Below are 15,269 nucleotides of genomic sequence, written 5' to 3'. Positions count from 1 at the left end.
TGGTACTCATTACGATGAGTGAGGTCAATAGTGGTATCAACCATTATTCCAACGTTTCTATTGTCTAATTACCCAAAAAAGCGAAAGAAGGCGACAGGAATCGTCCCTTCTTTCGCCATATTTCGTATCAGTTTATGAACAGGTACCAGATATACCGTCGAAATTAATCGTATAAATGGTTCCTGCAGGGCCAGAAATTGGAACAGAAATTGTTTCGGTATTCGTTGTACTGGCACTTTGTACTTTGATACACAGCCCCTGGAATCCCGTTATTGATAGATGCTTGAGCGTTACTGGGAACCACGCTGACACTGAGTCCTTGTGGAATATTCCCTTGCCCATTGCCTAACACGATTGTGAGTGTACCTGATGATATAGATGCCGTGATCGAGGGACTTGATGGCGTTAAAAACGTAACCTCGTTATGAGCCGCTTGGTTTTGCTCGTCCATTACCGCAGATGTCACGCCATCACTTGTGACGGGCGCAACACTCACCTGATAGATTTGGTTATTGAAGTTTAACACGGGGTTTGAGGAATCCAGGGTTAAGGTGACGGTATTCCCCGAGGCGGTGGCATGGGCAATTTGATACATCTGACCCGTGCTCATATCCTCCAGTTGAAATTGCGAACCATTGGCCAAGACAGTATGAGGATTGACCTGACGGCTCATCGTCAACATCAGCGTATTGGGAGTGGTACTGCCACCGATTTCAGCATTCACCAGGGCCATTTGAGCCCCTGTGGAATTTTGCCATTGAATCAGAGTGGTTTGGGGACTTTGTCCAGCGAGGCTTGCCCCCACTTCATCCATTTCGCCCACACTGCCCCCACTTAAAAACACCTGTGCCAATCCTTGTGCATTGGTCACTCCTTGAGTACTACTTAATCCCGCCGTACCTCCAGATGACGGCCACAAGCTAAAGGAGACGGGCTGCCCAACAATGGGATTGCCAAATCTATCCGTCACGATGACATCAATGGGCACCACGGTGCCAATGGCTGACAGCGAAGAAGGAACGTGAAGCGATAAATTCCCGCCATTGGCTGTAAAGTTTACGGTTATGGCTGCTGGGGCAATCCCAGAAATCGGTCCCTGACCCACGTCCTGTTGACCGTCAATCATCAACTCGGGTTGGGTGACTGCAGGAGAAATCGAGAGATCTTGATTCCCTGCCTGATCCGAGGACAAGCGAATAATGCCGACCGGGGAATTCGCCGTATTAGACAGTATGCGTGCATTACCCACACCGCTTTGGGAAAGAGTGAAAGCCATGTTTGATAAGGGAACGGCGTGATTGGATGCGGTGAGCCCTTCAGCCATGATCCCAATCTCGTGCGTACTGCCGACAGCAAAAGACAAAGACGGAATCGCCATCTCATGCCAATGCCAGCTCACAAAGTGAATTTTCGCCGCCGTAAAGGGCACTTGATCGGGTAAATCACTTAAGGCAACTTGCTCGCCGGGACTGCTTGCCTCCACCACGGCCGTCTTCGCATCGGCAGCACTCAAAATGATGGTGGCGACACCTTGGCTGTTGGTCGTCGCCTCTTGTTGAATCACATTCACGCCGCCTTGTACCGACCAATTCACGGGCGCTGCCGGCACCACATTGCCAGCTTCATCTCGCACCGTTGCGCTCAGAACCACCTGTTGACCTGCCAAGGCATATTGCGAGACAAAATTATTGCCCGGAGTGCTAGGCACCCAGCCGACATATGAATAAAGCGTATCACTAGGCCTGGGATTTTGATCTGGGGTGACTTGCGCCACAATTTCGCTCTGACCGACTTGCTGCGAAGACAGGGTCCACGTGCTTTCATGGCTATTCGTGGTCAATAGGAGTGGGGTTAAAGACGCAGGGGAAATAGGCATGGCCACAGAACCTTGAGCAGGAGGACTTAATAACACGTTTTGGTTGGCGCCGTTATTTGTGGTCGGAATCCAGTAATAGGCTTGTGGTTGGCCATTGACCATTTCCTCCAACACGGCATTGCCCACTTCCGGAAATGCTGGCACTTTATACTGGTAACTGACATCCGAGGAAGAGGGCGCACTCTGTCCCAGATATAGGGCGGCCTCTTCGGGCGAAAGACTTTGCCAGGGTCCATAGCTCACCGGAACAGAAGACCACGTGACCGGCAAAGAGGCGGGCAACACTTCACTACCAGGATTTTGCCCAGCATCCACTACCACCGAACCGATACTAACACCTGTTGCCGTGGCCGGATTCACAACCGTTCCTGATTGCAAACGAAATGTCAATTGCCCGCCCACCGGGGATGCCGGAATTTGAATAATCCGGTCATTGAAGTGCACAGGCCCTGTTATGGTTTTAGTCCACTCAGGAGTACTATTGCCTACCTCCGTAAAATCCACCGTAAAAGACGAGCCCGAAGATAATCCCAGCTGCGTGAGTTCAATCTGTGCGGCGTTGAACCCCGGCGCAATGGGAATGACCGGAAATCCTTGGGCAGTGGACGTTTCGGTAACATCAGGGCCGTAAGCGCCCGACTCATAATTTACAGGAATGGTTACCACCCCATTTTGCGGCACCACGGGCAAAAGATATTGGCCACTCATTTGAAAATGGCTCGCTTGCCCAGCAGTCTGCCAGCGAAGATATGCGGTGTTTTGGACCAGAGTATTTCGGTAAATAGGCTCGGTCATAGAAGAATTCGTCCCCGAAACCGTCAAATTTGGCGGGATATAGGCTCCATAAGCAACCGTATTCGTCACTGGATCCACAAGAGGATCTTGCGGAAGGGAAACAGTATAACCCACAAGGGTTATCGCGGAGGCATCTTGGGCGAGCTGAGATGAAGACGGATCCGACGGATTACTCACATAGATATCGGCCAGGGCCTCCCCGTTTTGATTGGTGTAGGCTTCATCATTTAACCCTTGAGCAAAACTGACATGGTCATTGGGATTCGAATCATTGGTTGCCGTAAATAATAGGGGAACATCCGCCACTGGTTGCCCGTCGGCATTACGCACCGTGGCTTCTACCTGCGCGATGTGACCTAACAACAATGCGTTAGGTTGATGGAGTGCTAAAGTCGGATTGGCTAAAGCCGTACTCAGCTGGTAACCTTGCGGCACAACAGGCGCGACCGTTAAGGTTTGATCGGACCACACGGCATCTTGGGCGTCATTGGGAGCCATCAGATCTTTGGCATACACGACAATATGATACGTACCAGGACGTGATGGCGTATACGTCCACGCAGATGATGAACGGTAATTGCCACTGGCACGCCATTCTCCTTGCGGATTTTCGATCCAGTATTGATACACCGTTTGAACGAGATTTTGGGCCGTAGCCTTAAATGTCACCGCATTACCCACAGTGCCTGTGGGCGGTGATGAAAACAAGACGCTACTGTGATGGTTGATAATAAGCGTTTGCGCAAGAGCCCTCTGCCACTGTCCTGATTCTACAGCTGTTCTATCCACGGCATAGACCGTAACAACCTCACTGCTAGAGGACGAGGGTAATGTGAACGTATTCGTGGGTGAATAGTTTTGCACCATGGACCAACCTTGGTTATTCTCCACCCAAAATTGATATTCCACTATTCCGTCTGGATCCTCACCGTACGCAGATATCTTTGTAATCCCATTCAAAGAGGCTTTATGAACGGTTAAAGATTCCACTGTAGGAACAGTTGCCGCGCTCGCAACAGGCGCTAAAATCCCCTCCCCTTCGATCATCAGACTTACCACCACACCCATCAGTCCCCAAAAGCGTCTTGACACTCCCTATCCTCTCCTCATCCTATGAGCTCTCGTCAATCGATAGACCCGACTGACTTCGACACAATTCGACAATAGAGAGGAGAGTCCTCTTTGGAGACCTGATCCAATTTCAGACAAATTAGGAAATTCATCTGGAATTATCCATGTGTGCACAAGAGCCTCTTGAGAAAACACAAAACAAAACCCGGTCTCCTTCCCGTTGGGAAAAAGAGACCGGGGTCGAATCAAACCGTTTTGATGGGGTAATACCCTTTATTTCAACACATCGAGCGTGTTGGTGTTGTCGTCGGTGAAGAAGACGTTCAATTGGCCGTTGTTGTCCATTGCATAGACTCCAAAGAGCGCTGAACCGGCACCGGTTGTGGGGTTCACCGGGGTGTTATCAAGCACTTTTTGTCCCGCCACAAAGGCATTGCCGTTGTTCAAGTCGATTTCTACCAAGTTGTTGTTGCCTTGGTTCACCACCAGCAAGTCTCCGTTCAAGGGATCTAAGGTGATTCCCACCGGGGCATTTAAAGCGCCGCCTTGGTAGATAAGCTGCCCTTGTCCCTGGTTCGGGGTGTTGGGTCCATTCCAGTAGAACGCCCGAATGGAATTGTCCGCGGTATCTGTGACATAAACCATATGGGTGGTGGGATCATAGACCATGCCTTGCGGTCCTTGAACATTATTGGCGGTTGTTCCGGAGTGGGCTAAGCCGCTACCAATTTCAAGGAACTTGGTGTCGGTGTTGAAGTTCGGCGGTGCAAATCCGTACATGGCATCAATGGTACCGTTTAAGGCATTGGTCACCAAGAAGGCCGGATATGTCGCGTTTTGTACAAAAACTTGACCCCATGGTCCATCCAAATTCGAATTGGTTATAATGCTGCCACCATTTTTAAAGGTGGTGCCATTCGGTGCCAACACTTCATCATTGCCATTGGTACCATTGCTTCCGAAGTTTGCAATCCATAACGGCCCTTTGGGACTGACCGCCAAAGCAACTGGTCCATCTGCTGTGCTGGCGAAAGTCTTTACCGCACCCGTCGTGGGATTAATGGCTTCAATGGTGGTACCATCGCCGTTACTTCCCGCTTTATTGGAGAAGTTCGATACGAGTAAGTCGCCGTAATAGGGGTTAGGCGCCGTGGAAGATCCTTTGAAGCTATCGAACGTTAATCCATAGGGATTTTGGTCGCCGTTGGTACTGTCCACCGTACTGGCCACCGGGGCAATGGTATTGAGCTGGCTGATGTTCCCGCCGTAATCTCGCATCGTCACCCACGTTGGTTGATAAGTAACGGATTGAGCCGTTTCGCTACCAGTCGCGGCCGTTAATCCCGATGCCATCAATTGATCGGTGCCGGCTGTGCTCCCCGCCATGACTTGAACCTGACCCATGCCATTTTGAATAGGAACCGTGATGGAACTCACCGGTTTTCCTGACGCATTCATTAAGAGACCTTCGGTATCGGTAACGGTGACACTCCCATTGAAGTTCATTACCTGTTCGCCTTTAGCGTTAAGCACAGTGACCATCACGGGGTCAAGACCACCACTTGATGTGTGCAAGCTGCTAACAGCAGGCGAGAGCATCACCATAGCCGCGGGAGCGGAAACAGATATGGTTTTGGCACTACTCGCTAATGCACCGACGTAACTTGATACCGCGGCAGGCGGTTTCGCAAACGCGACGAATTGATAACTACCATTTTCTGTTAAAGGTAATGTGAAAGTATTCGAGGATTGATAGTTACCACTTGCATGCCAGTTTCCCGTTGGAGTTTTCCACCACAATTGATACACGGCATTTCCAATATTGACCGCGTTAACCGTGACCGTCGCGGTCACCGAGCCTGATGAGGAGGTTGTCGATGTCACATTAAGGGATACCGAAGCATTCACATATAAACTGTCTGGAGTAGTTGGCATCGCCATCGACCAGTCGCGAGCCTGCACCTCGCTTTGGTTGAGAGCATAGGCCACCACTTCATAGGTACCAGCTTTCACATTATTGAGGGTTAAGTGATTTGACGCAGAATAATTTTGTGAAACCATCCATTGTCCAGCAGGAGTCTCCACCCAAAATTGATACTCAGTTGATGCGGTAGCAGAGGGATCTTCGACCGTATAGGTTACTGATTGACCGGCACTGGCTAATTTCGTGCTTGCCATGAGTACTGGGGTACTCGATGCCGCAAATGCTGTCAGCGGAAACAATGCTAATGCTGCCGTTGCGGATGCTAACGCCAGCCCAGAACTTTTTTTCAATGTCATAAAAACGCCTCCCACAATCCATTGACCCATATCATGACGCCTTGAAGACAAAATCATATCTTCTATTAACAAATACGAAATATTTTCCAATACGGATGCACTATTGCTGCAGAAAAATAAAATAAATATTTAGACACTGGTTTTTTGCTCATTTTATCGTTTTTGCTTTTTTATCGCGGTGACCATGGTGAACTGCTATCGCGTCAAAAGAGGACTTTGCGTCATTGTGGCGAATATTTACGGATAACAATTGACGGTTCCTTCAGTGTGTTTCGTGGAATTTCAAGGAGGACATCTTCGTGCTTGCTCATTCGCTACTCATTCTCTTATCGACAGTTGCAGGTTCTCTCACGCCTTCCTCTTCGCCCCCGCTGCCAGTCGTTCACCTGAACAGTCTTAATGCCAAGATGGTCAAACAATTACCGAGAACCAATTTTTACCAAACATCATCGCTCGTGGCCGAAATGCACCACTTAAAAGATTTGTCCCGGCCCAAAACCCTGTTTGTTTTGATTGACAGTCCCAGTAAAATCAAGGCCCTTGAACAATATAGCCAAGCCGTCAGCCAAGTTGGAAGTCCCTTATACCATCATTTTTTGAGTCCTCGTGCGCTGATGAAGCGTTTTGGCCCGTCTCCTACACAGTGGCACGAGGCATTTAAAAGCCTTAAAGCCGCTGGTTGGCATATTCAGCGTGTGCAGGGATTTTTAGTCACGGTGAATGTGCCTGCCCATGTCAATAATCCAGCCATCCCGGTCTCCCCCAATATTTGGAGTGTGAATGGGCTTACGCCTATTCACATTGTCCATCAAATGACCTTGACCAAAGTGCACCTGTTGCCCCACTCCCGTCCCACGGTGACGGCCCATCCAGAAAGTTCAGGGCAAGCAGGATCCCTCAGTGCCTTTCAATTCAACGAGACGCCCACATATCTGCAACAATTTCCTTCGGGTTCCGGGGATCTCATTAGCTTGCTCAGCTGGAATCCAGATATCACCCATGCTATTCCCGCGGGTTTGCCTTTTAACATGTTTGTCGCAGCCCAAAATAGCCAGGGAACTCCGGTAAGCATTACCCATGTGAGTAACATTTCAGCATCCAGCAATGTCGCCATCTATGGCTCAGCAACCGCCTTACCCGCATCGAACGGCAGTCTTTGGCAAATTGAGCTATCAGGTTACACGGCCTCGTCTTCGTCTAGCAGCATTTCGATGACAGTGACATTAAGTGATGGGCAGACAGAAACCATTCAAGGTACCCTTCCACCATTTACCGGAAATGCTTCAGTATTAAACACTTTAACCGGTCCCGAATTGAATACCCTAACTGGCAACGCCGCGTTTAGCCGGGCACAAGGTACACCGTCTCCGGTTGCGCTATATGTTCAAGGACAAATTCCCAGCTTAACTGATCTCAACCAGCTGATGAACCAAGAAAATTTGCCGATGCCACCAGTCCATTTTTATTACGAAGATGGAGCCACTTCCGCCATGACCAGCACGCAAGACTTGCCCGAATCGAATATCGACATTCAAGCCGTGGCGTCCATTGATCCCGGTGCTCCTATTGATGAATATGTCTTTCCAGCCAACGACCCGACGGATCCTTTAGCGTCGTTTCTGAATGATTTAGCAGGGCAATCCACCGCCAAAATTGCCTCCATATCCTACGGCTTCTTTGGAATTGATCCCTCGAGTATTACCCCACTGGTTGATGCCTGTATTGCTGAAGGGATAACCATCGTCAACGCTAGTGGCGACCAAGGCGCTTGGGACAGTGGATCCGATCCAGGACCGGTCGGCATTGATCTGATGGATGCTCAAGCGGGCGTGCTATCTGTTGGAGGCTTAGATCTAGCCTCCCCTGCACAATTTGACCAGTCAGGCAATATGACGTCGGTCAGCCCCCCACCCCTTGCCAAGGCATGGGGAGGAAATTACCTGAATGGATTGCCCACGGCCATTGCTGAGGCCTATACCGCACCCAATGCCGCATCCAGCGGGGGATTCGGAACAAGTCCCATTCCTTCCTGGCAAGCCCCTTTCCTGCCAGCCACTGCCCCAGGCATTGGAGCGCCGGACATTGCCGCGTTAGCTGGCATCCCTGGATTTCTTGGAATTACTGGGGGTCAACAAGTCGCCATGGGTGGCACTAGTTTAGCCGCCCCCTTGACTGCAGGTTGGCTATCATTGCTGGAAAATTTTTCTGGCCAATCAGAAGGCCTCGGCAATATTAATCCATGGCTTTATCATATGGCAGGTACTCATCCCAGCGATTTTACCCAGGCTCAGTGGGGAAGCAACGGGGTGTACCAAGTGAGTTCTTCGCAAGATGGAACATGGAATCCCGTGACGGGGTTGGGACTCCCCAATTGGTACCAGCTCGCCTTATCGCTCTCAACCAATATCGCCACAAAGCTTGTCATTCAAGCGACTCCATCTCATGTCAATATCGGCCAGCCCGTAACCGTCAATGTCACGGCATTAAATGCCAAGGGAGCTGTCACCGGCAACCTTCCCGGTTCCATTGTGATTACCTCAACAGATACCCAGGCAACGCTACCTTCGACCCTCAACTTAAGCGGGGGAACGGGACAATTCTCCGCCGTGTTCAATACACCGGGTACCCAAAGCATCACCGTATCCATTGAAAACAATGGGCAAACCCTCTTTCAGGCGACCACCTCGGTCCAGGTCAGTGATATTAGTCTATCGGTGCCAAGTAATCCTCCAACGTTGAGCTCCGTTGAAATAAAAGCCCTTGGTGGTAGTAGCACCACGGAATACCAGTTCTGGATGCAAAACCCGGCCACATCCCAGTGGACGTCATCAGGTCCCTTTAGTTCGCAGCCTGACTGGATAGTGAAAGAAGTCGTCCCTGGGGTTTATCCGGTTCTTCTTTATGTCAAAACCTCCCAGGGCACCTTGTTGGCAGCAACAGGGCAGGTCCACTTTGTGAATCATAGCTCTACGCCCATGGTGTCGGGTTTGACTGTAAACAGCCCTAACACGCAGTTTGCACAAGGGGCGTCCACCACAATTACGGCAAGCGCTCAAGATCCAGGGGGCGTGGCAGAGTACCAATTTTGGATCCACGGACCCGCTAACCAGTGGAAAATGGTGCAAAATTATTCGCCCAACAATGTGTTGTCGTTAACGCAACTTGCCTCTGGGAGTTATGTCATTGCTGTCTATGCGCTTGACAAAACACAAGTCGCTCAAAGGCTATTCAATGAGGCATACCGGTCTTCCACTGTGATTGACGTGAATAGCCATGCCACACTCAATGCTCCCAACACGGGGGCGGTTCAAAATCCTCTCACCGTCACCGCCGCGTCCTTTGGGATTACTAATCCTGTTTACCAATTTTGGTATGAGACACCAAGCGGGCAATGGGTAGCCAGTGGCAACTACCAGAGTCAAGCCACCTTTACATTCACCCCATCTCAAAGCGGAACTTACCACGTCATCGTATACGCCAAAGATCCTTATGCACCAGCGACGGCAGCTTATGCCGTCACCGCTGAGAGCATGGTCACCATCTCGTAAGGTCATAAATCACGCAACCAAGAAAAGAAGGGCAAGACGGGAGAAAAGAGACAAGTCTATGGAAACACGGTAAATGGGGGAAGCATCGTAACGTGTGGGTAGGAAGAGACAATTACACTCCGCAGGGCTGAGGGTTCCCCACAAGCCTCTGCGGAGTCCATTAGGGCAAAAATATAGGCCGTGGATAATCTGCTCTCTTACCACCAGCTTGATGGCCCTTTCAAAAACCATGAAGCGTGATACTCAATGGATCAGGTGAACATGAGCGGTTTGAATCACATCAATAGTTATTTCCGCGCAGCCTCTTTCGCAAATCGATAGCGCCTGGGATGCTTTCGCTGAAGAAAAATCCCGCCTGCAGTTAATATCATGCCTACGGTAGCGATGGTCACCACACTTCCTAACAGCGGCAAGCCTTGGTCTAGTTCTGCAAAAACTGCAGGCGCCATCATTACCGAAATCATCGTCAGCGTCTTTCCTACGACTTGCCGTTTGCGGAGGGAAAATGACGAATCCGAAGAGCGATTGGATATGATGACAGAAGATGTTAACACCATGCCAAGAAGTGCTAACAGAAATCCATCGAGGATTTCCAAACTAGGCTCTTGATAACCAGTTAATAACAAGACCACGGTGAATACAAATGCCCCTAGCAAGGAAAATAGGGTGAGAGAGGGAAGACGAGAATACCACAGCCGCCCAATGGAAATGGGCGCTATGGATAAAAGCGGCAACACTTTACTAGTCCCCACTCCTAGAACCATAGCGCCCATTTCAGAACCTAAAATCCCAAACCACCATAAGACCAGTTGTCCAGGAATAAGGCGCATCATAAAGGCCAATCCCAGCACTCCAAAAACCACCGTCATCATCTGCCGCCGAAAGAAAATCATGTCCCACCACAGAAAGAGACGAACCAACCCTTGGGGGACGTCCGGGGACCGGTACGTTTTGTTCTGGTATGTCGCCCCTTTCTCTAATGTGGTCAGCGACCCAGCTAAACGTTGTCGTAGTGGCAACAAAGTCATACTGCCAAAAATCACGACCATGCCAAAAAGCCATGCAATGATATGGCTTAGAGGGATGTGCTCGGTGCTGATGCCAACAAGCCACCGCCCGGGCATAAACGCCACATGGGGATCGTGATGAGATAAATAGAGAAATCCCGGGATAATGCATACATAAATTAAGCCCAGTAGACCGCCACCGTTTTTGCGCTTTTTCTCGGGCAAATAGGCAATAACGGCACTGGCAAAACCACTTCCTAGACCGAGGAAAAGAAAAAATACGGTGATAAACAAGACCACAGCCACCAGCAGCCCACCCATAAAGCCGTAGCGTAATCCCAGTAAAATGCCGGTACCCCCCGCCAATATCCCCACATTCAGCCCCGCAACGATAAGCAAACTGACTAAAGCCATGATAACTTTGGCCTGGGGTATAACTGGGGCAATTCCTAAAAGACCTGATGAGCTGCTTAGCATCACTTGAACAAAAGAATTCGTGACTTGAATAATCCCAAATATTGTAAGATAAAGAACTATGGCCGTGATATAGGGAACAATAGGCTGCGAGGTATGTGTACTCAAAAGCACTATGAAAAGGATTTGTAAAGCGACTCCCATCAGCAGGGGAAATAGTCCTTGAAAGGTTAAGAGTTGCCGTTTCATGATAACGAGTTGCCAACGAAGAAGATATCGCGTCATGATCCGGTATCCTCTTCACGAGTTAATCGCAAGAAAAGTTCTTGCAAGGAATCCCCAGCATTGTCCACTAACGCTTGCGGCGAACCTTCGGCAATGAGACGACCTTTGGACAGAATCACCACGGTATCGCAGAGTTCCTGAGCCATGTTCAAAAGATGCGTGGAAATTAAAATCGCATGCCCCGCCTGACAAAATTCGCGAAAGATATGGGACATTTCTGCGGCACTGGCGGGATCTAAACCGACAGTCGGCTCATCCGCCAATAAGACTTGGGGTTCATGGACCAATTGGGCGACTAGTGCCAGTTTTTGCTGCATGCCATGCGAATAATGATCAGCCCGGCGGTGAATAGCCGGTATTAAGTGAAATCGTTCCAATAGGGGCCAGGCTTTTCGCTTAATCTCATCCGAAGAGAACCCATAAAGTCCACCCACAAACTGGACATATTCCCATCCGGTCAATAATGGAAAGATTAAGGGCTGGTCGGCCACATAGCCAAACAGGCGTTTGGCCTCGGTAGGATGCTCGGCTAATGACCACTCTTGATATCTAATGGTTCCCGATGAGGGCTCAAGCAAGCCGGCTAACATTCGGATCGTCGTGCTTTTGCCCGCTCCGTTGGGCCCTAACAGCCCGAGTAACTGTCCGGGTTCGAGGCTCAGATTGATATCATCTACGGCTGTCATCGTACCAAAAGTTCGTGACAAATGGCTAACCTGCAGCAGTGCCGGTGGCAAGGATTGGATAAACCCCTTTCACAATTCATGAAAAGAAAGCACGATCTATTTCATCTAATCGTCGCACAACTCTGTATGATTAATTATATGGGAAATGATTCCTGATAGAAAAATAAATACAGGAAAATCTACGGATACATCCAACCTTTCTACAGCAATGAACATCCCCATCGCCCCTGGGGCCAGCCAGGTGAGAGCTTGACCCTGTAATCAGGCAATTCGTATAATAAACACACAATGACTGTATACCCAAAAGCTAATGGGATATCACTAACACCACTTCTGGCCCGGGAAATCATCAGGGCTTGGTTTCGATTTTTTCCAAAGCGTGCTATAGCGTGGCTTTCGTCCCCCCAAGATGTCTTTGATAGAGAATATCTTGGCCAAATTCCCTATATTTCACCGTCTAACCGGGAATCCTGGGATGTCGTAATCAGCCTAAGCCGTGAGGTGCTCACCGAATTCTCGGAACACCATGCTGTTCCGGTGCGGTTTTTGCTGACCTCATCGCCCAAGGATTTCAACGCTGATGCCGTCATAAACATCACAATCCATTACTCATTTCATTTTGAAGACGTAGCCGATCTGGAAACACCTGGATATGACAGCCATCCCAAAAACCAATCGGTGGGATACCTGTTAGGATGGGGACCAAGGGATTTACTGGCTGAATATTTGCGTGTGCTTCATAGTGCTGAGCATAACATGGCTCGTATTCAGCAAGATCTCGAGATTTTGCTTGCTGAACGCCAGCCCCTGTTGAGCCACCTTGAGGATCAAAAACACACCATCACCCTGTTAACTGAGCAAAACCAGACTTTGCAGCAGGTTCAAAAACAACAGGATGTCCAAATAACTGGATTACAACAAGAAAACAGCATCCTCACGGGACGTCTTGAGGAGTGCCAGCAAGAAAAAGACCGGGCACTAGAAGAAAACCGTCAGTATTCCGATCAAGTCAAATCGCTTTACATGCAGATTGACCATCTACAAAATGATCTGAGGGCAATTCATAATTCTCCTTCGTGGAGACTCTTATCCAAGATTTGGCGGATCATGGCAGCCGTGAAAGGCAACCGGAGGTCCGTATGAATATTTGGATCCTTAGTCCGCGCTATGCCCAAGACATCACCGATGACACGGCCATTTTGACCTGGCAATTGGCCCGCACCCTACAGCAGCAAGGTCATAACGTGAGAGTATTAGCGATTTGCTGTGGCCCGACAGTGACTGGCATGCCAATTTGTGAAAGACCCCGGTTGTCTTCAACGCCATATTTACATAGCACATCCTATTGGTCATGGCATATGGCCCAGGCAATTCTTCATGCCCGGGAAATGGGAACGGGCCCTGACATCATTTATGTTTTGACGGATTGGGGCTTAGGTCATGTGCTGCTTCAACACATGTGGACATTGCATCCTCTCTTGAAAGATATCGAGGTCATCACGATACCGGCCAGGCCGCTACTATTGACGCTCAAGGACAACATTACCTCCCCCTACCGTCTTGATTATTGGTGGGCCACGGAAATGGAGCGTTTTACGCTCCAAGCTTCAAGCACGGTACTCTCCCTATCCTCTGTGATGAATGAGGCTTTAGGCTTATCCCAATCAAATGAGATAGACCCTTCTGACCTACTAGAGCCCGTTATCCCAAAGGATGTGCCGGACACCATTGACCGCCTATTAATCCTCGGACCTATTGAGCCCGCATCACGTTTAGAACTCTGGTTAAGTGCTTTGTTGCCTTTGTGGGAACAAGGCTTTCCCTATAGGTTAGAGGTCATGGGTTCACAACGCCTGTTTAGCCTGACCCAACGGCCTTACCAGGAGTGGCTCGAAAAGAAATTTCCGAAGGCCTTTGCCAACCACTGGGTTAAGATGGTTGAAATGGACGCCAAAAATCCGCTTAACGAGGAACTCTTGGTCTCTTCTTTGTTGTTATATGGAACCTCCTCGCCCGTATTGGCGTGGCCGCTGATATTAGCATCCCAGGCGAGGACGCCCGTTCTGGCCGTTGACTCGCCCCGGTCCCGGGAAATCGTAGGCGACGAGGATGCATTAGTTCCGTCTATTCCCGCCGTAATAAGAGACAGGATGCAAGAAAAAGTCACCCAAACATTTGCTCCCAAAAAACTGGCGCAGCCCACCAGCAAGGCCATTCTATCAGGCATAGCAGCCCCTAAAAGCGCTGTAAAAATGTTTCCTTTTGTACGAGTTAGTGAGCGCGCAAGTCATCAAATGGCGGAGATCACGAAAGATCATGATAATGGCACATTATCTGTCGTCATCCCCTATTATAATTTGGGATTTTTAATATTCGACGCCTTAGACAGCGTCTTTCAATCCCGGCTAATTCCTGATGAAGTCATCGTCGTAGATGACGGCAGCGATACACCAGAAAGTATTGAAGCTCTTCATGGGATTGCCCACCGCTATCCCGTGGTTCAAGTCATTCGCACTCCCAATCGCGGCATCGTTCATGCCCGCAACCTAGGGGTCAAAAAAGCCAGCGGAAACTTTGTGGCCTTACTAGATGCTGATGACCGGTACCACCCTAACTATTTAGCACGCTGCTGCGACATTCTAAAGACCTATCCGAATGTGGCGTTTGTCGGCTCATGGGTTCAGTATTTTGAAGACAGCGAGGGAATTTGGCCAGGATGGAATGCTGAGCCCCCCTATGTGCTATACCATAACACGGTTAACAGCAGTGGCATTGTCATTCGCCGCTGTGCCCTGATCGATGCGGGGTTAAGCCATCAAGACATGGCTTACGGACTTGAAGATTACGAAACGATTGTCCATTTGATTGCCAAGGGATACCGGGGTGTAGTCATTCCCGAGCCGCTGTTCTATTACCGGGTACGCGCGAATTCACGTTCCAAGACTCACCGTCATGATGCCCGCTGGATTTATTTATATGACATTATTCGTGAGCATCATGCTGGCATTTTTGCCCAGTACGCCGAAGACGTCATCGGACTGCTTAATGCCAACGGTCCCCAATACCGGATTAATTCACCATTATGTCCCCCCGAGGATTTTATTTCGGAGCAATTCGAACGAAAAGACATGGAGCCTATTGAGCCTATTGAACCTAATGATCAGTCAGAATTTAGCTGACGTAGGAAAAGATTGAGATCAAAATATTTAGATGATTGATGATTAGAGGAATGATTAGCGACCAGCCTAGAAAATGTCTGACTTGGGTTCGTTATTTCGCCATGTATGTGATGCAGATCCTTGTCCTT

At 49.4% G+C, this 15,269-nt stretch carries 7 protein-coding genes; 3 read left to right on the top strand and 4 right to left on the bottom strand.

Annotated features, from left to right (window positions below):
* Positions 1–163: 163 nt before the first annotated feature.
* Together B8987_RS06965 and B8987_RS06960 are read right to left on the bottom strand one after the other, a co-directional pair.
* Positions 164–3,763 (bottom strand): Ig-like domain-containing protein, encoded by a 3,600-nt coding sequence (locus B8987_RS06965; RefSeq protein ID WP_084661095.1) that lies wholly within the window; start codon positions 3,761–3,763, stop codon positions 164–166.
* Between the two features lie 252 nt (positions 3,764–4,015).
* On the bottom strand, positions 4,016–6,022 hold the full coding sequence (locus tag B8987_RS06960; RefSeq protein ID WP_084661094.1) for an NHL repeat-containing protein: 2,007 nt from the start codon (positions 6,020–6,022) through the stop codon (positions 4,016–4,018).
* A 299-nt stretch (positions 6,023–6,321) separates the two neighbouring features.
* On the opposite strand from B8987_RS06960, the gene B8987_RS06955 reads away from it, so the two are divergent.
* Positions 6,322–9,570 carry a triple tyrosine motif-containing protein gene (locus tag B8987_RS06955; RefSeq protein WP_084661093.1) on the top strand — a complete coding sequence of 1,083 codons (3,249 nt, stop codon included), beginning with the start codon at positions 6,322–6,324 and terminating at the stop codon, positions 9,568–9,570.
* Between the two features lie 287 nt (positions 9,571–9,857).
* Here B8987_RS06955 and B8987_RS06950 read toward each other — a convergent pair whose 3' ends face one another.
* Both B8987_RS06950 and B8987_RS06945 read right to left on the bottom strand, forming a co-directional pair.
* Entirely contained in the window at positions 9,858–11,276 is a 1,419-nt protein-coding gene (locus B8987_RS06950) for a hypothetical protein (RefSeq protein WP_084661092.1), read from the bottom strand.
* Positions 11,273–12,013, bottom strand: a complete 741-nt coding sequence (locus tag B8987_RS06945; protein WP_084661091.1) for an ABC transporter ATP-binding protein — start codon at positions 12,011–12,013, stop codon at positions 11,273–11,275. Before B8987_RS06945 ends, B8987_RS06950 begins: the two co-directional genes overlap by 4 nt.
* Before the next feature lie 237 nt (positions 12,014–12,250).
* On the opposite strand from B8987_RS06945, the gene B8987_RS06940 reads away from it, so the two are divergent.
* Positions 12,251–13,105 carry a hypothetical protein gene (locus tag B8987_RS06940; protein WP_139793481.1) on the top strand — a complete coding sequence of 285 codons (855 nt, stop codon included), beginning with the start codon at positions 12,251–12,253 and terminating at the stop codon, positions 13,103–13,105.
* The gene (locus tag B8987_RS06935) at positions 13,102–15,141 is read left to right on the top strand and encodes a glycosyltransferase family A protein (RefSeq protein WP_084661089.1); all 2,040 of its coding nucleotides are present in this window, start codon (positions 13,102–13,104) and stop codon (positions 15,139–15,141) included. Before B8987_RS06940 ends, B8987_RS06935 begins: the two co-directional genes overlap by 4 nt.
* Positions 15,142–15,269 lie beyond the last annotated feature (128 nt).

Origin of the sequence: Sulfobacillus thermosulfidooxidans DSM 9293 (assembly GCF_900176145.1) — a bacterium.
In the GTDB taxonomy this organism is placed as follows: Bacteria; Bacillota; Sulfobacillia; order Sulfobacillales; family Sulfobacillaceae; genus Sulfobacillus; species Sulfobacillus thermosulfidooxidans.
Note: the sequence above shows the minus strand (reverse complement) of the source record. Positions and strands in the feature narration are given on the sequence as shown.